The sequence below is a fragment of the Enterobacter sp. JJBC genome (genome assembly GCF_036936505.1).
Classification (GTDB): domain Bacteria; phylum Pseudomonadota; class Gammaproteobacteria; order Enterobacterales; family Enterobacteriaceae; genus Enterobacter; species Enterobacter hormaechei_C.
The window spans coordinates 803615-823336 of record NZ_CP136935.1 but is presented as its reverse complement, the minus strand read 5'-3'; the positions used below and the strand labels follow the sequence as shown (position 1 = coordinate 823336).

The window sequence follows — 19722 nt, the reverse complement described above, 5'->3', positions numbered from 1 at the left end:
CTACGCTTACCGGGCCTACGGGGGCCACAAATTCTGTAGGCCGGGATCGCTACGCGTCACCCGGCTGGTTTTGTTACGCCTGCTCTTTCGCTGCCGGTTTAGGCAAGAAGCCTTCCAGCACGATTAACGCCGCACCAACGCATATTGCGCTATCGGCGAGGTTAAAGGTCGCGAAGTGCCAGTCGCCGACGTAGAAGTCGATCATATCGACCACAAAGCCGTGCCACAGGCGGTCAAACAGGTTACCCAGCGCGCCGCCAATAATCAGCGCGTAGGCGATGTTATTCAGCTTTTGCGTGGCCTTCGAGCGGTACATCAGCACCGCCAGCACGACGCAGATACCGATAGCGATACCCGCGAAGAACCAGCGCTGCCAGCCACCGCTGTCGGCAAGGAAACTAAACGCCGCACCGTAGTTGCGGGCGTAGTGCAGGTTAAGCGACGGGAATAGCGGGACCGTATCCCCCAGAGCGAAATTCTGGAGGATCAGGAACTTGCTCCCCAAATCAATAATCAGCACCACTACCACCAGCCACAGCCAGCGCAGTCCTGTTGAACAGAGAGTTTTACTCATCAGGCAAACTTACGTTTTTCGCCGTCACCGGCGACGTTGCTTACACAGCGTCCGCAGATGTCTGCGTGTTCCGCCACCTGACCGACATCGGTAGTGTAATGCCAGCAACGCGGGCATTTCTCACCGTCGGCTTTGCTCAGTGCGACCTTCAGTCCTTTGAGCAGTTCGCTCTGCTGAGCATCAGCAGACGCCTCGGCATAATCCGCAACTTTCGCACCGGAGGTCAACAGGACAAATCGTAATTCATCGCCCAGCGCGGTCAGCTTCGCGGCCAGCTCAGGCTCTGCGTACAGGGTCACCGTCGCTTCCAGAGAGCCACCGACTTTCTTGTCAGCGCGCGCCTGCTCGATAACCTTGTTCACTTCGCCACGCACTTTCAGCAGCTCGTCCCAATAGGCATCGTTCATCGCTTCGGTGCTGGAGAGATCGAACAGACCTTCATACCACTCGCCGGTGAAGACATACTTCTCACGGTCGCCCGGCAGGTAACCCCAGATTTCATCCGCGGTGAAGGACATGATCGGCGCCATCCAGCGCACCAGCGCTTCTGCGATGTGGTACAGCGCAGACTGACAGCTGCGGCGCGCCACGCTGTCCGCTTTCGCGGTGTACTGACGGTCTTTAATGATGTCGAGGTAGAACGAGCCCATCTCGATGGAGCAGAAGCGCATCAGGCGCTGCACCACTTCGTGGAAATCGTAAGACTCATACGCTTTCAGGATATCTTCCTGCGCCGCTTTCGCGCAGCCTACCGCCCAGCGATCGAGCACGACCATCTCTTCCGGCTTCACCATATCTTTTACCGGATCGAACCCGTTCAGGTTCGCCAGCAGGAAGCGCGCGGTGTTACGGATACGACGATAGCTGTCGGCAGCACGCTTCAGGATCTCGTCAGACACCGCCATTTCGCCGGTGTAGTCGGTAGAGGCTACCCACAGACGCAGGATGTCCGCGCCCAGCTTGTTCATTACGTCCTGCGGCGAAACGGTGTTACCGATGGACTTGGACATCTTACGGCCCTGACCATCCACGGTGAAGCCGTGAGTCAGTACCTGACGGTAAGGTGCTTTGCCCTTCATGGCGGTGGAGATCATCAGGGATGACATGAACCAGCCGCGGTGTTGGTCGGAGCCTTCGAGATACATGTCGGCAGCGTGACCGGCGAACTCAGGGCGCACGTCAACCACAGAGGCATGGGTTGAACCGGAGTCGAACCACACGTCCAGGGTATCCGGCACTTTCTCGTAGTTGTCCGCGTCCGCGCCCAGGATGTCGCGGGCGTCGAGATCCCACCACGCCTGAATGCCGTCAACTTCAACGCGTTTCGCCACTTCTTCCATCAGTTCCAGGGTGTTCGGATGCAGTTCCTGCGTCTCTTTGTGCACGAACAGCGACATCGGCACGCCCCAGGTGCGCTGACGGGAGATACACCAGTCAGGACGGTTAGCCACCATGGATTCGATACGCGCCTGGCCCCAGTCCGGGATCCACTGCACGCCTTTGATCTCTTTCAGAGACTGCTCGCGCAGGCCCTTCTGATCCATGCTGACGAACCACTGCGGGGTCGCACGGAAGATGATTGGCGTCTTGTGACGCCAGCAGCACGGATAGCTGTGCTGCATTTTTTCAACGTGCAGCAGCGCGCCGCTGGTGCGCAGCATGTCGACAATAATGTCGTTCGCTTTGAAGACGTTGATGCCGTCCAGCGCCGGGTAGGTGCCAGGCAGGTAGGAGCCGTCCGGCCCAACCGGGTTGGCGATTTCCAGACCGTACTTCAGGCTGATGTTGTAGTCGTCAGGGCCGTGGCCACCGGCGGTATGTACCGCACCGGTACCCGCGTCCAGCGTTACGTGGTCGCCCAGAATCGCCGGAACGTCGAAGTCCAGGAACGGGTGTTTGAAGCGCATCAGTTCCAGCGCGTCGCCTTTTACGGTGCCCAGCACGGTGTAATCGGTGATGTTCGCGCGTTTCAGTACGCTTTCGACCAGGTCTTTCGCCAGGATAACCGCACGGCCATCAATCTGCACCAGCGCATACTCAAACTCGCCAGAGAGGGAGATCGCGCGGTTAGCAGGCAGCGTCCACGGGGTGGTTGTCCAGATAACCAGCGAGACTGGACCGCTTACCCCAGGCAGACCAAATTTAGCTTTGATCGCATCCTGATCGACCGCTTCGAACGCCACGTCGATAGAAGGCGAGGTTTTGTCGTAATACTCTACTTCCGCTTCTGCCAGCGCAGAACGGCAGTCCACGCACCAGTGCACCGGCTTCGCGCCTTTGTGCAGGTGACCGTTACCGATGATTTTACCCAGCGCACGGATGATGTTGGCTTCGGTTTTGAAATCCATGGTCAGGTACGGATGCGACCAGTCGCCCAGCACGCCCAGACGGATAAAGTCAGCGCGCTGACCGTTAACCTGGGTGGCAGCGTATTCGCGGCATTTCGCGCGGAATTCTGCGGCGGTGAACTTCTCACCCGGCTTACCGTACTCTTGCTCCACTTTCAGCTCGATTGGCAGACCATGGCAGTCCCAGCCCGGAACGTAAGGCGAGTCATATCCCGCGAGTCCTTTGGACTTCACGATAATGTCTTTCAGAATCTTGTTTACAGAGTGACCAATATGAATGCTGCCATTCGCATATGGAGGGCCATCATGCAGAATGAAGGTTTTTTTGCCTTTTTTGGCTGCACGAATGATGCCGTACAGGTCATCATCGGTCCAACGCGCCAGCATTCCCGGTTCACGCTTGGCGAGATCGCCGCGCATCGGGAACCCTGTTTCCGGCAAATTCAGGGTTGATTTATAGTCACTCATCAGATTCTCGGTTCCGTATTTATCACGTAGGCAGTTAAGCCGGTTCTAAAGCCCAAAAAACTCGCGGGCCGTTAATTCATCTCGCGCGATTTGCGCCTTAAGTTCATCCAGCGAAGCGAATCGCTGTTCATTGCGTATTTTTTTACGCAGTATCACATCTATATGGCGACCATACAGGTCCATTACAACGTCCAGCAGGTGTACTTCTAACTGTTGACGCACACCGGCAACCGTTGGACGTGTGCCAATGTTGGCGACGCCGTAGAAAGGCTTCTCGCCCAGTCCTGCCACTTCCACCGCATAGACCCCTTTAACCGGGGAGACCTGACGACGCAGCGGTATATTCGCCGTCGGGAAACCTATCGTGCGGCCCAGCGCATCGCCATGGACCACGCGACCTGAAATCGTGAACGGGTGACCCAGCAGCGTTTCTGCCGTGTCCAGTTCATCGTTCGCCAGCGCCTGACGTACCGCCGTGCTGCTGACGCGCACGCCGCCCTCGCAGAAGGTCATTGTACTGGTGACGTCAAACCCGTACTCCAGGCCAGCCTTCTGTAATAACAAGAAATCGCCCTGACGACCAGCGCCAAAGCGGAAATCATCGCCCACGGCGAGAAACTGCACGCCAAGCTGCCTGACCAACAGGTCGCTGACAAAATTTTGTGCGGTCAGCGCGGCAAAACGACGGTCGAACCGTACACACAGGACGTAGTCCACCCCTGACTCCGCCAGGTAGCGTAACTTCTCACGCAGACGCGTCAGCCGCGCGGGGGATTTCTCGCCTGCAAACAGCTCCAGCGGCTGAGGCTCGAAAATCATCACCACGACGGGCAGGCCTCGCGCCTCGCCTTCTTTACGCAATCCCTGCAACAGCGCCTGATGCCCACGATGCACGCCGTCGAAATTACCAATGGTCAGCACGCACCCGTGCGGGGCTTGACTGAGATTATGTATGCCGCGTATCAGCTTCATGACTGGCTCAAAACAGTGAAAATCGCCAAAGTATACCTTGTACAGCGGTTAAGGTTAACCGGCGATTGTTCACGCTAAACAGAAAGCCGTATGATTTCATCACGCTGACCTTTCACAGCAAAAAAATCTGCCCGCCAACTGCGATTTTTACGCCGAAAAGCTGTATTCACGAACGACAAGCTGGTAGAATCCTGCGCCATCACTACGTAACGTAGCGTCGCCACATTAACGGCGCTTATTTGCACAAATCCATTGACAAAAGAAGGTATAGAGGGCATATTCCTCGGCCTTTGAATTGTCCACATAGATCATATTTGGGAGTTGGACCTTGGCTAATATCAAATCAGCTAAGAAACGTGCCGTTCAGTCTGAAAAGGCTCGTAAGCACAATGCAAGCCGTCGCTCTATGATGCGTACTTTCATCAAGAAAGTATACGCAGCAATCGAAGCTGGCGACAAAGCTGCAGCGCAGAACGCATTTAACGAAATGCAACCAATCGTGGATCGTCAGGCTGCTAAAGGTCTGATCCACAAAAACAAAGCAGCGCGTCATAAAGCAAACCTGACCGCGCAGATCAACAAACTGGCTTAATCGCCACTTGTTGTTGCTTGTTTGAAAGAACCCGCTTAACGCGGGTTTTTTTATGCCTTCAGATTGCCGGCGGCGTAAACAGCGCCGAGTAGTCCCGGTTGCAGATTCGCTGCACCGCCGGATGCTGAATCATCCTTTCGGCGAATATGGCGTGATACTCTTCCATCACGTTATCCACCCTGCCAATCTCGGTAATCTTGTCGTCTGAATAGAGATCGTGCGCATACAGCGTCGGGGCAACGAAGATAGCGTTGTGCGCCTCGCCAAAGGCTTTCATCAGCGCCGCATCGTCGAACTCACCGAGAATTTCTACGTTTAGCCCCTGCGAATTAAACCAGTTCAGCAGCTTACGTCCGAGCATGGACCGCCTCCCCGGAACCAGCAAGCGGCGCTCTTCCAGGCAAGCCGGAAACGGTTTTTCCGGCGGTGGATTGATGCACCAGAAACTGACACCGCATTCGCCAATTTTCACCGAGAACAAGCCTTCCTGCTGCGTGGAATCGATAGGACAATCCGAAATAATCATATCCAGCTTATGCTGGCTCAGCTGTTCCAGCAGCATCTCGTGAGTGGACTCAAAGCAGCGTAAATGTATCTGTTCATCTTCCACCACCGCCGCATCCAGCACACCGCTTACCAGCCGTTTGGACAACGCATCCGCCACGCCCACGTCAAAGAGCAGGTTCGACTCTTTGCGATAGTTAACGATATCCAGCATCTCCTGGCTCAGGGTGAACATCTTGTCCGCATAGCGGAATACCAGTTCACCCAGCTCGCTCGGCTCAATGCCACGCCCTTTCCGCTTAAAAAGCTTTCCCTGCAAGCGCTCTTCCAGGGCTTTGATTTGCCCGGTGATAGTCTGTGGCGTCAGGTAGAGCGCCTCTGCGGCACCCACGACCGAGCCCTGCTTGTAGACATGCCAGAAGTAATAGAGATGGTTATAGTTCAAATGAGACATCACGTTTTCACTCCCTGATAGTTTATCGGGAGAAGGCTTCCCTTCTCCCGGTTTCCTGTTATGCCTGGACAGCCTGTCCGGACAACTTCACCTTCAACAAGGTGTAACCCATAACCGCGGCCAGGAACGACCCGATAAGAATGCCGAGTTTCGCCCAGACGATAAGCTCAGGCGCGCTTGCGCCAAACGCCAGCGTCGAGATAAAGATCGACATGGTGAATCCAATACCGCACAGCACGCCAACGGCCATAATCTGGCTAAAGGTGGTTCCGTTTGGCAATGACGCCAGCTTCAGCTTCAGCGCCAGCCAGCAGAACAGGCTGATGCCCAGCGGCTTACCAATAAACAGACCGGCGATGATACCCAGCGGCAGCACAGAGGTGAGTCCGTCCAGGGTAACCCCGGCCAGGGAAACACCCGCGTTGGCAAACGCAAACAGCGGCAGGATCATAAAACCCACCCACGGATGAAGCACATGCTCCAGCTGTCTGGCAGGCGATTTGCCGTCCTGTTCCTTCAGCGGAATAAAGAAGCCAACGATGACGCCCGCCAGCGTGGCATGCACGCCAGACTTCAGCACCGCCGTCCACAGCACCATCCCCACCAGAATATAAATCCCCGTGCGTCGAACGTTGAAGACGTTCAGCAACGCCAGCACCGCAATAGCCACGGCCGCCACGCTCAGCGACAGAACGGACAGATCGCTGGTGTAGAACAGCGCGATAATCACGATAGCGCCAAGATCATCGATAATCGCCAGCGCCATCAGGAAAATTTTCAGTGCTACCGGGACGCGGCTACCGAGCAAGGCTAAGACCCCGAGCGCAAACGCGATATCCGTTGCGGCCGGGATCGCCCAGCCGTCACGAGCAACCGGATCCTGCCACGCAAATGCGAGAAAGAGCAACGCCGGAACGATCATCCCGCCAATAGCCGCGATCACCGGAAACGCCGCACGCTGACGGCTGGCAAGCGAACCGCTCACCAGCTCACGTTTAACTTCCAGGCCCACCAGCAGGAAGAACACCGCCATCAGCGCATCGTTGATCCACAGCAGCATGTTCTTATTAATTTCCAGCGCCCCGACCTTCAGCTCGACGGGCGTTTCCAGAAATGCGTGATAGAGATCGCGTGTCATGCCCATATTGGCGAGCAGCATGGCAGCCGCAGCAGCAATAATCAGGATAACGCCGCCGGATGCCTCACTGCTAAAGAAACGGTGTAGTAATTTCACGTTTAAACTCTCTTTTACAACAATACCTCGGTAAAACCATAATATCAGCGCAAACAGATCGGTAAAAACAGATTAATATTGGTTATAGATTCAGTTTAACCGAGGTATAACGCTATAAAGCAAAAAGCCCGGAATCGCTTCCGGGCTTTAAATGATAGTAACCAGCTGGCGGGTTAGCGGGTTAAATCGTCGAAGAATTTTTTGACGCCATCGAAGAAGCTTTTGGAGCGCGGGCTGTTTTTCTCACCTGTCGGGCCACCAAAGCTTTCCTGAAGCTCTTTCAGCAGCTGTTTCTGCTTATCGTTCAGGCCGACCGGCGTTTCCACGACCACGCGGCATAACAGGTCACCCTGCGCGCCACCGCGAACGGATTTAACGCCTTTGCCGCGCATGCGGAACAGTTTCCCGGTCTGGGTTTCGCCAGGGATTTTCAGGTTAACGCGACCGTCCAGCGTCGGCACTTCGATTTCGCCGCCCAGCGCCGCCATCGCAAAGTTGATCGGCACTTCACAGTACAGGTTGTTACCTTCACGCTCGAAGATGGCGTGCTGCTTCACCTGAACCTGAACGTACAGATCGCCTGCCGGTGCGCCGTGCTCGCCGGCTTCACCCTCACCTGCCAGACGGATGCGGTCGCCCGTATCGACGCCTGCCGGGATCTTAACGGACAGCGTTTTGGTTTTCTCCACGCGACCGTGACCATGACATTTGGTGCACGGATCTTTAATCAGCGTACCGCGACCATGACAGTGCGGACAGGCCTGCTGCACCGCGAAGAAGCCCTGGCGCATCTGCACCTGACCGGAACCGTGACAGGTTGGGCAGGTCTGTGGCTGAGTCCCCGCTTTCGCACCGCTGCCGTGGCAAACGTCACACTCTTCCAGCGTCGGAATACGGATCTCTTTGGTGACGCCACGAACCGCTTCTTCCAGCGTCAGGTCCATGTTATAGCGCAGGTCTGCGCCGCGCGCCGCGCGCTGACGGCCACGCCCGCCACCGAAGATATCGCCAAATACATCACCAAAGATATCGCTGAAATCAGCGCCGCCGCCGAAGCCGCCGCCACCAAATCCACCGCCGCCCATGCCGCCCTGTTCAAAGGCCGCGTGTCCGTACTGATCATAGGCCGCACGTTTTTGTGCATCGGTCAGGACTTCGTAGGCTTCTTTAATCTCTTTAAATTTGGCTTCAGCCTCTTTGTCACCCTGATTACGGTCAGGGTGGAATTTCATGGCCAGGCGCTTATACGCCTTTTTGATTTCACGCTCTTCCGCAGTTTTCGGAACGCCTAAAATCTCGTAATAGTCTTGCTTTGCCATTGGTTTTTTTAAGCCCCTTAACATGCGAGCACGGGCGTGGAGAATTCTCCTACGCCCGTGCCGATTACTTACCCTGCATCAGGGCGATTATTTTTTGTCTTTCACTTCTTCGAACTCAGCGTCGACAACATCGTCGTCTTTCGCGTTGTTCGCCGAAGCATCAGCGCCCGCCTGCTGCTGTGCGTGCTGCTGCTGAGCGATTTCCATCAGCTTCTGAGAAACCTGTGCCAGCTCCTGCATCTTCGCTTCGATGTCCGCTTTGTCTTCGCCTTTCAGAGACGTTTCCAGCGCGCTCAGTGCAGTTTCGATTGCAGTTTTGTCTTCCGCTGGCAGTTTATCGCCCGCTTCTTCAACCTGCTTACGGGTGCTGTGCAGCAGATGGTCACCCTGGTTACGGGTCTGAACCAGCTCTTCAAACTTACGGTCGGATTCCGCGTTAGCTTCGGCATCACGAACCATTTTTTCGATTTCCGCTTCGTTCAGGCCAGAAGATGCCTTGATGGTAATCTTCTGTTCTTTACCGCTGTTTTTGTCTTTCGCAGACACGTGCAGGATACCGTCAGCATCGATGTCGAAGGTGACTTCGATCTGTGGCATGCCGCGTGGTGCCGGGTTAATACCGTCCAGGTTGAACTGACCCAGAGATTTGTTATCCGCCGCGCGCTTACGCTCACCCTGAATCACATGGATGGTTACCGCAGACTGGTTGTCTTCAGCGGTAGAGAACACCTGGCTGTGTTTCGTCGGGATAGTGGTGTTTTTGTTGATGAGCGGAGTCATCACGCCACCCATGGTTTCGATACCCAGAGACAGCGGGGTAACGTCCAGCAGCAGTACGTCTTTCACTTCACCGGTCAGTACACCACCCTGAACCGCAGCACCGATAGCAACCGCTTCGTCCGGGTTCACGTCTTTACGTGGCTCTTTACCAAAGAATTCAGCCACTTTCTTCTGAACCATCGGCATACGAGTCTGACCACCTACCAGGATAACGTCCTGAATGTCAGACACGGACAGGCCAGCGTCCTGCAATGCAACTTTCAGTGGCTCGATAGAACGGTTCACCAGGTCTTCTACCAGGCTTTCCAGTTTCGCACGGGTCACTTTGATGTTCATGTGTTTTGGACCGGTCGCGTCTGCGGTGATGTAAGGCAGGTTCACGTCGGTCTGCTGAGCGGAAGACAGCTCGATCTTCGCTTTCTCAGCGGCTTCTTTCAGGCGCTGCATAGCCAGCGGGTCGTTACGCAGGTCAATGCCCTGATCTTTCTTGAACTCGTCAACGAGGTAGTTGATCAGACGGGTATCGAAGTCTTCACCACCCAGGTGGGTATCACCGTTGGTTGCCAGAACTTCGAAGGTTTTTTCGCCGTCAACATCGTCGATTTCGATAATAGAAATATCGAAGGTACCACCACCCAGGTCGTAAACCGCGATAGTACGGTTGCCAACTTCTTTATCCAGACCGTAAGCCAGTGCTGCTGCGGTTGGTTCGTTGATGATACGTTTTACTTCCAGGCCTGCGATACGGCCAGCATCTTTGGTTGCCTGACGCTGAGCATCGTTGAAGTAAGCAGGTACGGTGATAACAGCTTCAGTTACCGGTTCACCCAGGTAATCTTCCGCAGTTTTCTTCATTTTCTTCAGCACTTCAGCAGAGATCTGCGGAGGTGCAGTTTTGGTGCCTTTCACATCAAGCCATGCATCGCCGTTATCGGCTGCGATGATTTTGTAAGGCATGATGGAAACGTCACGCTGAACTTCTTCGTCCTGGAAGCGGCGGCCAATCAGGCGTTTGATCGCAAACAGGGTGTTTTGCGGGTTTGTCACTGCCTGACGTTTAGCCGGCTGACCAACCAGAGTTTCACCATCCTGGGTATAAGCAATGATAGAAGGCGTGGTGCGATCGCCCTCGGCGTTCTCCAGCACACGTGCAGTAGTGCCATCCATAATCGCTACACAAGAGTTGGTAGTACCCAGGTCGATACCAATAATTTTACCCATCTAAACGTCTCCACTAAAAATTCAGTCAACATGTGGTTGTGTACCTGTAATAAGGGCAGAACGTGCTTTTTCAACTGCCCAGATTTGATTTTTTTCAGGTCCACACACTGCGGTTGCTTACAAGATGGGGTCACAACGGCATCCATCAAGGGGGAAGGATAAAAAATTTTTTAATTTCACCCCGATGAGATCATAGACGGCGTCGATGCCGCCCATTATGATGCCGCGCCCCGTCAGGGAGAACTGGCGCGGGTTTAACCATTTCACCATATTAATGATGATTTTTTGAGGACTTATGGGCAACACTAAGTTGGCTAATCCGGCTCCGCTGGGCCTGATGGGTTTTGGCATGACCACCATTCTGCTGAACCTGCACAATATCGGGATGTTCCCGATGGACGGCATTATCCTGGCGATGGGCATTTTTTACGGCGGTATCGCACAAATCTTTGCGGGCCTGCTGGAATATAAGAAAGGCAACACCTTCGGCTTAACCGCCTTTACCTCTTACGGTTCTTTCTGGCTGACTCTGGTCGCGATTCTGCTGATGCCTAAAATGGGCCTGGCGGAGGCGGCAAACGCCCATTTCCTGGGCGTGTACCTGGGACTGTGGAGCGTGTTCACCCTGTTCATGTTCTTTGGCACCCTCAAGGCGAACCGCGCGCTGCAATTCGTCTTCCTGAGCCTGACCGTCCTGTTCGCCCTGCTGGCCATCGGTCACCTGGCGGATAACGAAGGCATCGTTCACGTTGCCGGCTGGGTCGGTCTGGTTTGCGGCGCAAGCGCAATCTACCTGGCCATGGGTGAAGTGCTGAACGAGCAGTTCGACCGCACCATTCTACCGATTGGTGAAAAACACTGATCCCTCTGTCGTGCCCGCGTCACGGGCACGACGTCCCTCTGACTGGCGAAGCCACATCCCCAATACCAGCCCCATCAGCGATAACGCCAGCACGTACCACGCAGGTGCAAGGGGCGACAGCCCCATCAACACCGTCACCACAATCGGGGTCAGCCCGCCGAAAATGGCATACGAGACGTTATAAGAGAAAGAGATTCCGGTGAAGCGTACCTCCGGCGGAAAGGCGCGGACCATCACGTACGGTACGGCGCCAACGACGCCCACACACAGCCCGACGACACCGTACAGCAGGAACAGCTGTTCAGGATGGGTGCCCGCAAGATGATAGAATGCCCAGCTCGACGCGGCCAGCAGCAGGCTGCCGACAATAAAGGTCACGCTGGCGCCGAAACGATCCGCCGCCAGCCCGGCGGCCAGACAGCCAAAGCAGAGCATAATTGTCGCGATACTGTTCGCCTGTAACGTCACGGCAGGCGCAAAACCGTACTGTTTTTGCAGCCAGACCGGCGACATCAAAATGACCACCACGATACCCGCAGACAGCAGCCAGGTCAGAAGCATCGACACGACTACCGCTTTTTTATGCCGCACTACTACGGTTTTCACCGGCAGTTCTTGCGCCAGCGCCTTCCGCTGCTGCATTTCCAGAAATATAGGCGTCTCCTGCAACCAGCGTCGCAGGTACATTGCCACCAGCCCAAACGCCCCGCCCAGCAGGAACGGTATACGCCAGCCCCAGTCGTGAACGGCCTGTTGCGTCATGCTGGTATTGATGATGGTTGCAACTACGGAGCCAAGCAGGATCCCGATCGTCAGCCCTGCGGTCAGCGTTCCGCACGCAATGCCGATGCGGCGCACCGGGACGTGCTCAGCGACAAACACCCACGCGCCAGGCACTTCCCCGCCGATGGCCGCGCCCTGGAGAATACGCATCAGCAGCAGCAATAACGGGGCGATAATGCCCATCGACTCATAGGTAGGCAAAAGGCCAATCGCCAGCGTCGGCACGGCCATAAGCAGGATGCTGAGGGTAAACATCTTCTTGCGCCCAACCAGATCGCCAAAGTGCGCCATGACAATGCCGCCCAGCGGACGCGCCAGATACCCGGCAGCGAAAATGCCGAAGGTTTGCACCTGACGCAGCCATTCCGGTATATCCGCCGGGAAAAACAGCGCCCCCACAACGGCGGCGAAGAAGACAAAGATGATGAAATCGTAAAACTCCAGCGCGCCGCCCAGGGCAGCGAGCGTGAGGGTTTTGTAGTCCTGTCGATTCAGAGGTCGGGTATTATGTGACATAGCGAACCATTGTGCATGTGTTGTGGATTATTTTTTACAGCAATCGTAAAGAAAAAATTACTATATCGTAAATCCATTTACACGCTACTGCGGCTGGCGCTTATGTCACATTTTAATCATTTTCAGGAGATTGTTTCGCGGCGAGCGCTTTTAGGGCGAAATGCTGCTACCACGTTGCCGTCAGTTTCCACGTACGGACCGTCAAGCAGTTGTATACAATACGGTACACTTGCAAAGATACCGTGGACGATAACGCTTCCGTCCTCGGCTTTTACCCCTTCCAGCGTCTCTTTTATCGACTTCGGCTGCCCCGGCAGGTTCAGGATCAGCGCCTGTTTGCGGATCACCCCGACCTGACGGGAAAGAATGGCCGTCGGGACAAAATGTAGACTGATCTGGCGCATCTGTTCACCGAAGCCCGGCATTTCACGATCGGCGATAGCCAGCGTCGCGTCCGGTGTCACATCGCGGCGCGCGGGGCCGGTGCCGCCCGTCGTCAGCACAAGGTGGCAGCTCATCTCATCCACCAGCTCACACAGGGTTTGCTCAATGATCGGCTGCTCATCCGGGATCAGGCGAGTCTGGATCTCAAACGGGGTAGTGAGCGCGCTGCCCAGCCACGCTTCCAGAGCAGGGATGCCTTTATCCTGATAAACACCGCTGGAGGCGCGGTCAGAAATCGACACTAAGCCGATGCGTAAGGTATTCATATCCATTCCATTCAAAAAGTACTGATTAAAGGGAATGATACACGCAGAGAGAAAATTCAGACAGAGGCGGGGGAAAGACGCGTGACCGGGAACCCGGTCACGCAGAATGATTACAGCAGGTCGCCGATCATTTTTTCCAGTTTTTCCTGGTCGATAGCAAACTTACGGATACCGTCCGCCAGTTTATCTACGGCCATTGGATCCTGGTTGTGCTGCCACAGGAACTCGGACTCGGTGATACGCTCAGGGCGCGCTTTCACTTCGCCGGTGTAAGACAGTTTACGCTCGATAGCACCTTCGCTTTCTGCCAGCTCTTTCAGCAGCGCAGGGGCGATGGTCAGGCGGTCACAGCCAGCCAGCTCGATGATTTCGCCGACGTTACGGAAGCTTGCGCCCATAACAACGGTCTCATAGCCGTGCTGTTTGTAGTATTCGTAGATTTCAGTCACAGAAATCACGCCTGGATCTTCAGACGCCGCGTACTCTTTCTTGTCGGTGTTGGCTTTGTACCAGTCCAGAATACGGCCCACGAACGGAGAAATCAGGTATACGCCAGCTTCGGCACATGCACGCGCCTGTGCGAAGGAGAACAGCAGAGTCAGGTTACAGTTGATGCCTTCTTTTTCCAGCTGCTCAGCGGCGCGGATGCCCTGCCAGGTAGAGGCCAGTTTGATCAGGATACGGTCGTTGCTGATGCCCGCATCGTTGTACAGTTTGATCAGGCGTTTTGCTTTGGCGATAGAGGCTTCGGTGTCGTAGGACAGGCGAGCATCAACTTCGGTAGAGATACGGCCAGGAACGAGCTTCAGGATTTCCAGACCGATGTTCACTGCCAGTTTGTCAGTGGCATCCACAACCTGCTGCGCGCGGTCATTGCTCTGTGCTTTTGCCCAGGTCACCGCCTCGTCGATCAGTTTGCGATACTCAGGGATCTGCGCGGCGTTAAGGATCAGAGAAGGGTTGGTTGTGGCATCCTGCGGCTGGTACAGCTTCATTGCCGCAATATCTCCGGTGTCAGCGACGACAGTGGTGAACTGACGAAGGGAGGTCAATTTATCCGTCATGATAGTGTTTCTCTTTTAACGTGCCCTGGATAATTCACACTACCGACAGCTTGCCAGCAGCGGAAAAATGACAGGTTTACTTGTTAGGGGGATGTAACCGGTCTGCCCTGATGATAACACGAGTGAGAGGCAGCGCAACCGCAGACAGTGCGCTTAGGCAGAGTATGATAAACTCAGAATATTAACAGGCTGCTAAGTAACAGCATGCACACTCAGTGGTAGCGCTTACATATTCACTTTGGCATCAACAAGAGGGACGTTAGTGCCTGATTTCTTTTTCTTTATTAACGAAGTCCTCTGGGGTTCGATCATGATATACCTGCTTTCTGGAGCAGGTATCTGGTTTACGTGGCGCAGCGGGCTGATTCAGTTTCGCTATATCCGCAAATTTGGCAGAAGTCTGAAAAACAGCGTCACCCCACAGCCGGGCGGCCTGACATCGTTTCAGGCGCTCTGTACTAGCCTTGCCGCGCGCGTCGGCAGCGGTAACCTGGCCGGTGTCGCGCTGGCGATCGGCGCGGGCGGTCCGGGCGCGGTATTCTGGATGTGGGTGACGGCGATTATCGGTATGGCCACCTCCTTTGCTGAATGCTCGCTTGCACAGCTCTACAAAGAAAAAGACGGCAAAGGTCAGTTTCGCGGCGGTCCCGCCTGGTATATGGCTCGCGGGTTGGGAATGCGCTGGATGGGCGTTCTGTTCTCGATCTTTTTGCTGATTGCCTATGGCCTTATTTTCAATACCGTTCAGGCAAATTCCGTCGCCCACGCGCTGCGCTTTGCCTTTAATTGTCCGGAGTGGCTGACGGGCGGCGCGCTTGCCCTTCTCACCCTGCTGACCATTGTGACCGGGCTCAAAGGGGTTGCCCGCCTGATGCAGTGGCTGGTTCCGCTGATGGCGCTGCTGTGGGTGTCCACCAGCGTGATGGTATGCGCGATACATATTGACGAGGTGCCGAACGTCATCGTCACCATTTTCCAAAGCGCGTTCGGCTGGCGCGAAGCGGCTTCAGGCGCGTTGGGTTACACCCTTAGCCAGGCTCTCACTGCGGGTTTTCAGCGAGGCATGTTCTCCAACGAAGCGGGAATGGGCTCCACGCCGAATGCCGCCGCAGCGGCCGCATCCTGGCCCCCGCATCCCGCCGCGCAGGGCATTGTACAGATGATTGGCGTCTTCACAGACACCATTGTTATCTGCTCCGCCAGCGCGATGATCATGCTGCTGGCCGGTGCCGCTGAGCAACCGTCCGGTAGTACGGCAGGCATTCATTGGGTACAACAGGCGCTGGTCTCCCTCGTCGGCGGCTGGGGCGCGGGCCTTGTCGCACTTGTCGTGGGACTTTTTGCCTTTAGTTCCATTGCGGTGAACTATATCTATGCCGAAAACAACCTTATCTTCCTGAAAGTCAATTCGCGTCTGACCCGCAACGTCCTTCGCGCGGGTGTGCTGGGAATGGTTTTCGTCGGCTCCCTGCTCAGTATGCCGTTGGTCTGGCAAATAGCGGACGTCATCATGGCGCTGATGGCCATCACGAACCTGACGGCCATTTTGCTGCTTTCACCGGTTGTGGCGCTGATCGCGCGCGATTATCTGCGTCAGCGCAAGCTCGGCGTACAGCCCGTCTTTGACGCCTCACGCTATCCCGAAATCGAGTCACAAATTGCCCCTGGCACCTGGGATGATTTGCCGCGGCAATAACAGCTATCGATCAATTCAGGGCGATTTTTTGTTAAAGTCGCTCTAAATTTCCTGCAAGGACTGGATATGCTGATTCTGATTTCACCTGCCAAAACGCTCGACTACCAGAGCCCGCTCGCCACTGAGCGTTATACCCAGCCGGAATTGCTGGACTACTCGCAACAGTTGATCCACGAAGCGCGTAAGCTTTCGGCTCCGCAAATCGCTTCGCTGATGAGCATCAGCGATAAACTTGCCGACCTGAACGCCACCCGTTTTCATGAGTGGCAGCCTGACTTCACGCCCGCCAACGCCCGCCAGGCGCTGTTGGCCTTCAAAGGTGACGTCTACACTGGCCTGCAAGCAGAAACGTTTAGCGAAGCCGATTTCGATTTTGCCCAGCAGCATCTGCGCATGTTATCCGGCCTGTACGGGGTGCTGCGCCCGCTGGATCTGATGCAGCCGTATCGTCTGGAGATGGGTATCCGCCTGGAAAACGCTAAAGGTAAAGATCTGTACCAGTTCTGGGGCGATGTCATTACCGACAAGCTTAACGCGGCGCTGCAAGCCCAGGGGGACAACGTGGTGATCAACCTGGCCTCCGATGAGTACTTCAAATCGGTGAAACCGAAAAAGCTGGATGCGGACATTATCAAGCCGGTATTCCTCGACGAGAAAAACGGCAAATTTAAAGTAATCAGCTTCTACGCCAAAAAAGCGCGCGGTCTGATGAGCCGCTTCATCATTCAAAACCGCCTGACGAAGCCAGAGCAGCTCACCGGCTTTAACAGTGAAGGGTATTTCTTCGACGAGGCATCGTCAGGAAAAAACGAGCTGGTGTTTAAGCGTCACGAGCAATAAAAGACAACCCCGCCAGCTGGCGGGGTTTATGTTAATGGTGCTTCCGGTCCGGGCCCGGGCGGCGCTCGTCATGACGGTGGTGATCGTCACGATCGCGATGTTCATCGTGCGGACGCCAGTGGTTATCGCGCCAGTCATAGTGTGCTTTCCACCAGTCATGGTCGCGCCAGCGGCCGCCATCCCAGTAGTGCCCGTTATTATCCCGATCGCCAATTTGCAGTTTTACCGCGGGCACGAGGGTGATCTCAGCTGCCTGCACCGCCATGGGAGCGACCAGCATCAGTGAAAGCGCGATAAGTGCAGGTTTCAGGGTAGACATAGGTGACTCCTTATTCTTCTTGCCCAACGTGGGCCGATGTAAGGAGAGTACGTGATGGGAACGGGGGATGTTATTCTCTGCAATCCTAAACGCTAAGTGACCGCATTTATTGGGAATTTCTGCTTTTTTCCTGCTGTTTTTCTCCTTAATTTCTCCATAAAAAAGCCGGGTGGCGCTGCGCTTACCCGGCCTACGTTCTGAGCCGTTGTAGGCCCGGTAAGGCGTAGCCGCCACCGGGCAACAAACTTACGCTCGGGTCATCATCAGCTTACGCAGCGCGGCAAAGTCTGCGGGCAGCTCATGAGACAGCAGCGGCAGGTCGGCACGCTCGGCCAGCTCTTTTGGCAGCGGCAGCGTTTCCCCCAGGATCGCTTCCACACTCTCTTTGAACTTGGCCGGATGGGCGGTGCCGAGGAACAGGCCATACTCACCCGGTTGAAGCTGATCGCGCAGGGCACGATAGGCAATCGCCGCGTGCGGCTCAGAGGTATAGCCCACCGCTTTCAGCTCGCGCATGGTGGCTTTCGTGGTTTCGTCCGTCACCGCTGCGTAACCCAGATCGCCCAGACGCCAGACCTTACGGCGGAACAGCTCTTCCACACGCGGCCAGTTGTTAGGCTGTGACACATCCATCGCATTGGAGAGCGTGGCCTGAGTCGCGTTCGGCGCCCATTTTCCGTCCTTCAGGAAACGCGGCACGGTGTCGTTGGCGTTGGTGGCGGCGATAAAGCGCTTCACCGGCAGGCCGAGTGATTTCGCCAGCAGGCCTGCCGTCAGGTCGCCGAAGTTCCCGCTTGGCACGGAAACCACCAGCTGATTGCGCGCGCCCTGCGGCAACTGCGCCACCGCTTCGAAGTAGTAGCAGATCTGCGCCAGCAGACGGCTGATGTTGATGGAGTTGGCAGAGTTCAGCCCCAGCGCCGCCTTCAGCTCTTCGTCATCGAAGGCTTGCTTCACCAGCGCCTGACAGGCATCGAAATCGCCGTCGATCGCCACGGTTTCAATGTTGCCCCCAAGGGTGCAGAACAGTTTTTCCTGAAGCGGGCTGATTTTGCCTTTCGGATAGAGGATCACCACGCGGACGTTTTTCAGGCCGTAGAACGCATGGGCCACCGCCGCACCGGTATCGCCTGAAGTCGCGGTCAGAATGGTCACCGGTTTGTCGCCGCTGATGTGGGTCAGCATCTGCGCCATAAAGCGACCGCCGAAATCTTTGAACGCCAGCGTCGGGCCGTGGAACAGCTCCAGACAGCCAACGTCAGGCTCCACCTGCTTCACCGGCGCCGGGAAAGCAAACGCCGCACGCACGCGCTCTTCCAGCAGCTCCTGTGGGATTTCGTCGCCGATAAACGCAGACAGAATTTTGGTGCTGCGGGTGACAAAGTCCTGCTTCAGCAGTTCATCGATTTCGGTCAGCTGAAATTCCGGCAGGTCGTGGGGGAAGAACAGCCCCTGATTTTTGCCCAGCCCCTGCGTTACCGCCTGCGCAAAGCTGACCTGCTCGTTATGATCTTTAAGGTTGTAGAGTTTCATTCGTTATCCCAGTACTCGTGCGCCAGCCGTGTCCAGACGGCAAATATGAACAAAGCCTTCCTGATTTTGCAGGTAGTGTTTAGAGAGCCAGTCCGCCACGCGCTGCGCGGTGTCTGGCTTGTCGCATAAGGCGAACAGCGTCGGGCCGGAGCCGGAGATGCCGCACGCCTGTGCGCCGATATCCATGGATGCCTGTCGCGCTTCGTTAAAGCCCGGCAGCAGCTTCGTGCGATACGGCTCGGCAATAACGTCTTTCATCAGTTTCGCCGCCAGCTGCGGCTGTCGGGTGTAGCAGGCATGAATAAAGCCCGCCAGATGACGCCCGTGGGCAATACAGTCCTGACGACGATACTGCGCCGGCAGGATCGCACGCGCTTCGGCAGTAGACACTTTAATGCCCGGATAGGCCAGCACCCACAGCCACTCATCAAACCCTGGCACCTGCTGGCTGATGATGCCATTTTCTTCAATCATCAGCTGCATGCCGCCAAGGAAGCACGGCGCCACGTTATCATAATGAATGCTGCCGGAGATGCGCCCTTCCAGCTCGCCCATCAGCGCCAGCAGACGGCTGTTGTTCAGCGGCTTGCCGCAGTGCTCATTCATCGCCACCAGCGCGGCGACCACCGAGCAGGCGCTCGAGCCCAGCCCCGAACCAATCGGCATGCTCTTTTCCAGCGTCATGGCGACCGGCACGTTTTTGCCAATCTCCTGACAGAAGCGTTCCCAGCACTGATAAACGATATTCTCGCGCGGTTCAGACGGCAGCTTACTGGCGAAACGGCCGATGTTATTCAGGCTGAAGCGCTCTGCCGCCTCAACCGTAACCGTATCGCCCAGCAGCGAACCGTCCACCGGCGTTACCGCCGCGCCCAGCACGTCAAATCCGACGCTCATATTGGCGCTGGAAGCCGGGGCATATACTTTAACCAT

General features: G+C 55.8%; 17 protein-coding genes and 1 pseudogene. 4 read left to right on the top strand and 14 right to left on the bottom strand.

Annotated elements, in window-relative coordinates; all coding sequences use genetic code 11:
- Positions 1-73: 73 nt before the first annotated feature.
- The 4 genes and pseudogenes from lspA to RY075_RS04000 form a co-directional block, all read right to left on the bottom strand.
- Complete coding sequence (lspA, locus tag RY075_RS04015) at positions 74-574, bottom strand: signal peptidase II (protein ID WP_003856452.1); 501 nt, start codon at positions 572-574, stop codon at positions 74-76.
- Positions 574-3390 carry an isoleucine--tRNA ligase gene (ileS, locus tag RY075_RS04010; RefSeq protein WP_109948596.1) on the bottom strand — a complete coding sequence of 939 codons (2817 nt, stop codon included), beginning with the start codon at positions 3388-3390 and terminating at the stop codon, positions 574-576. Before ileS ends, lspA begins: the two co-directional genes overlap by 1 nt.
- Before the next feature lie 45 nt (positions 3391-3435).
- On the bottom strand, positions 3436-4362 hold the full coding sequence (gene ribF, locus RY075_RS04005) for a bifunctional riboflavin kinase/FAD synthetase (protein WP_003856456.1): 927 nt from the start codon (positions 4360-4362) through the stop codon (positions 3436-3438).
- Positions 4363-4369: 7 nt separating this feature from the next.
- Positions 4370-4575, bottom strand: a pseudogene (locus RY075_RS04000) (DUF2575 domain-containing protein); the annotation flags it as partial.
- 115 nt (positions 4576-4690) lie between these two features.
- Between RY075_RS04000 and rpsT the strand changes: the two are divergent.
- The gene (gene rpsT, locus RY075_RS03995) at positions 4691-4954 is read left to right on the top strand and encodes a 30S ribosomal protein S20 (protein ID WP_003856458.1); all 264 of its coding nucleotides are present in this window, start codon (positions 4691-4693) and stop codon (positions 4952-4954) included.
- 58 nt (positions 4955-5012) lie between these two features.
- Here rpsT and nhaR read toward each other — a convergent pair whose 3' ends face one another.
- The 4 genes from nhaR to dnaK all read right to left on the bottom strand — a co-directional run bounded on the left by nhaR (position 5013) and on the right by dnaK (position 10466).
- Positions 5013-5912 (bottom strand): transcriptional activator NhaR, encoded by a 900-nt coding sequence (gene nhaR / locus RY075_RS03990; RefSeq protein WP_003856462.1) that lies wholly within the window; start codon positions 5910-5912, stop codon positions 5013-5015.
- Between the two features lie 58 nt (positions 5913-5970).
- Entirely contained in the window at positions 5971-7146 is a 1176-nt protein-coding gene (gene nhaA / locus RY075_RS03985) for a Na+/H+ antiporter NhaA (protein WP_022650383.1), read from the bottom strand.
- Positions 7147-7319: 173 nt separating this feature from the next.
- The gene (gene dnaJ / locus RY075_RS03980; RefSeq protein WP_008502040.1) at positions 7320-8465 is read right to left on the bottom strand and encodes a molecular chaperone DnaJ; all 1146 of its coding nucleotides are present in this window, start codon (positions 8463-8465) and stop codon (positions 7320-7322) included.
- Between the two features lie 87 nt (positions 8466-8552).
- Positions 8553-10466, bottom strand: a complete 1914-nt coding sequence (gene dnaK, locus RY075_RS03975; RefSeq protein ID WP_003856470.1) for a molecular chaperone DnaK — start codon at positions 10464-10466, stop codon at positions 8553-8555.
- A 295-nt stretch (positions 10467-10761) separates the two neighbouring features.
- Here dnaK and satP point away from each other — a divergent pair, with 295 nt between their 5' ends.
- Positions 10762-11328 carry an acetate uptake transporter gene (satP, locus tag RY075_RS03970; RefSeq protein WP_109948597.1) on the top strand — a complete coding sequence of 189 codons (567 nt, stop codon included), beginning with the start codon at positions 10762-10764 and terminating at the stop codon, positions 11326-11328.
- Here satP and RY075_RS03965 read toward each other — a convergent pair.
- The 3 genes from RY075_RS03965 to tal all read right to left on the bottom strand — a co-directional run bounded on the left by RY075_RS03965 (position 11305) and on the right by tal (position 14401).
- Positions 11305-12627, bottom strand: coding sequence for an MFS transporter (locus RY075_RS03965; protein WP_003856476.1), 1323 nt, complete (start codon positions 12625-12627; stop codon positions 11305-11307). The genes satP and RY075_RS03965 overlap by 24 nt on opposite strands.
- A 122-nt stretch (positions 12628-12749) precedes the next feature.
- Positions 12750-13337 carry a molybdopterin adenylyltransferase gene (gene mog / locus RY075_RS03960; RefSeq protein ID WP_003856479.1) on the bottom strand — a complete coding sequence of 196 codons (588 nt, stop codon included), beginning with the start codon at positions 13335-13337 and terminating at the stop codon, positions 12750-12752.
- Positions 13338-13447: 110 nt separating this feature from the next.
- Positions 13448-14401 carry a transaldolase gene (gene tal / locus RY075_RS03955; protein WP_003856481.1) on the bottom strand — a complete coding sequence of 318 codons (954 nt, stop codon included), beginning with the start codon at positions 14399-14401 and terminating at the stop codon, positions 13448-13450.
- Between the two features lie 262 nt (positions 14402-14663).
- Between tal and RY075_RS03950 the strand changes: the two genes are divergently transcribed.
- Positions 14664-16097: a sodium:alanine symporter family protein gene (locus RY075_RS03950; RefSeq protein WP_022650382.1), complete on the top strand. Its 1434-nt coding sequence runs from the start codon at positions 14664-14666 to the stop codon at positions 16095-16097.
- 66 nt (positions 16098-16163) lie between these two features.
- A complete protein-coding gene (gene yaaA / locus RY075_RS03945) occupies positions 16164-16937 on the top strand; it encodes a peroxide stress protein YaaA (protein ID WP_022650381.1) in 774 nt (257 codons plus the stop codon).
- Between the two features lie 31 nt (positions 16938-16968).
- Here the strand turns inward: yaaA and RY075_RS03940 are convergent, their stop codons facing one another.
- From RY075_RS03940 to thrB, 3 genes are all read right to left on the bottom strand, one after another.
- A complete protein-coding gene (locus RY075_RS03940) occupies positions 16969-17256 on the bottom strand; it encodes a DUF2502 domain-containing protein (RefSeq protein ID WP_003856489.1) in 288 nt (95 codons plus the stop codon).
- A 246-nt stretch (positions 17257-17502) separates the two neighbouring features.
- On the bottom strand, positions 17503-18789 hold the full coding sequence (gene thrC, locus RY075_RS03935) for a threonine synthase (protein WP_109948598.1): 1287 nt from the start codon (positions 18787-18789) through the stop codon (positions 17503-17505).
- A 3-nt stretch (positions 18790-18792) separates the two neighbouring features.
- Positions 18793-19722 (bottom strand): homoserine kinase, encoded by a 930-nt coding sequence (thrB, locus tag RY075_RS03930; protein WP_022650380.1) that lies wholly within the window; start codon positions 19720-19722, stop codon positions 18793-18795.

Excerpts from the sequence above, each read along its gene's own strand:
- lspA (WP_003856452.1), bottom strand. The coding sequence starts at position 574 with ATGAGTAAAACTCTCTGTTCAACAGGACTGCGCTGGCTGTGGCTGGTG.
- ileS (WP_109948596.1), bottom strand. The coding sequence starts at position 3,390 with ATGAGTGACTATAAATCAACCCTGAATTTGCCGGAAACAGGGTTCCCG.
- ribF (WP_003856456.1), bottom strand. The coding sequence starts at position 4,362 with ATGAAGCTGATACGCGGCATACATAATCTCAGTCAAGCCCCGCACGGG.
- nhaR (WP_003856462.1), bottom strand. The coding sequence starts at position 5,912 with ATGTCTCATTTGAACTATAACCATCTCTATTACTTCTGGCATGTCTAC.
- dnaJ (WP_008502040.1), bottom strand. The coding sequence starts at position 8,465 with ATGGCAAAGCAAGACTATTACGAGATTTTAGGCGTTCCGAAAACTGCG.
- dnaK (WP_003856470.1), bottom strand. The coding sequence starts at position 10,466 with ATGGGTAAAATTATTGGTATCGACCTGGGTACTACCAACTCTTGTGTA.
- satP (WP_109948597.1), top strand. The coding sequence starts at position 10,762 with ATGGGCAACACTAAGTTGGCTAATCCGGCTCCGCTGGGCCTGATGGGT.
- RY075_RS03965 (WP_003856476.1), bottom strand. The coding sequence starts at position 12,627 with ATGTCACATAATACCCGACCTCTGAATCGACAGGACTACAAAACCCTC.
- mog (WP_003856479.1), bottom strand. The coding sequence starts at position 13,337 with ATGAATACCTTACGCATCGGCTTAGTGTCGATTTCTGACCGCGCCTCC.
- tal (WP_003856481.1), bottom strand. The coding sequence starts at position 14,401 with ATGACGGATAAATTGACCTCCCTTCGTCAGTTCACCACTGTCGTCGCT.
- yaaA (WP_022650381.1), top strand. The coding sequence starts at position 16,164 with ATGCTGATTCTGATTTCACCTGCCAAAACGCTCGACTACCAGAGCCCG.
- RY075_RS03940 (WP_003856489.1), bottom strand. The coding sequence starts at position 17,256 with ATGTCTACCCTGAAACCTGCACTTATCGCGCTTTCACTGATGCTGGTC.
- thrC (WP_109948598.1), bottom strand. The coding sequence starts at position 18,789 with ATGAAACTCTACAACCTTAAAGATCATAACGAGCAGGTCAGCTTTGCG.
- thrB (WP_022650380.1), bottom strand. The coding sequence starts at position 19,722 with ATGGTTAAAGTATATGCCCCGGCTTCCAGCGCCAATATGAGCGTCGGA.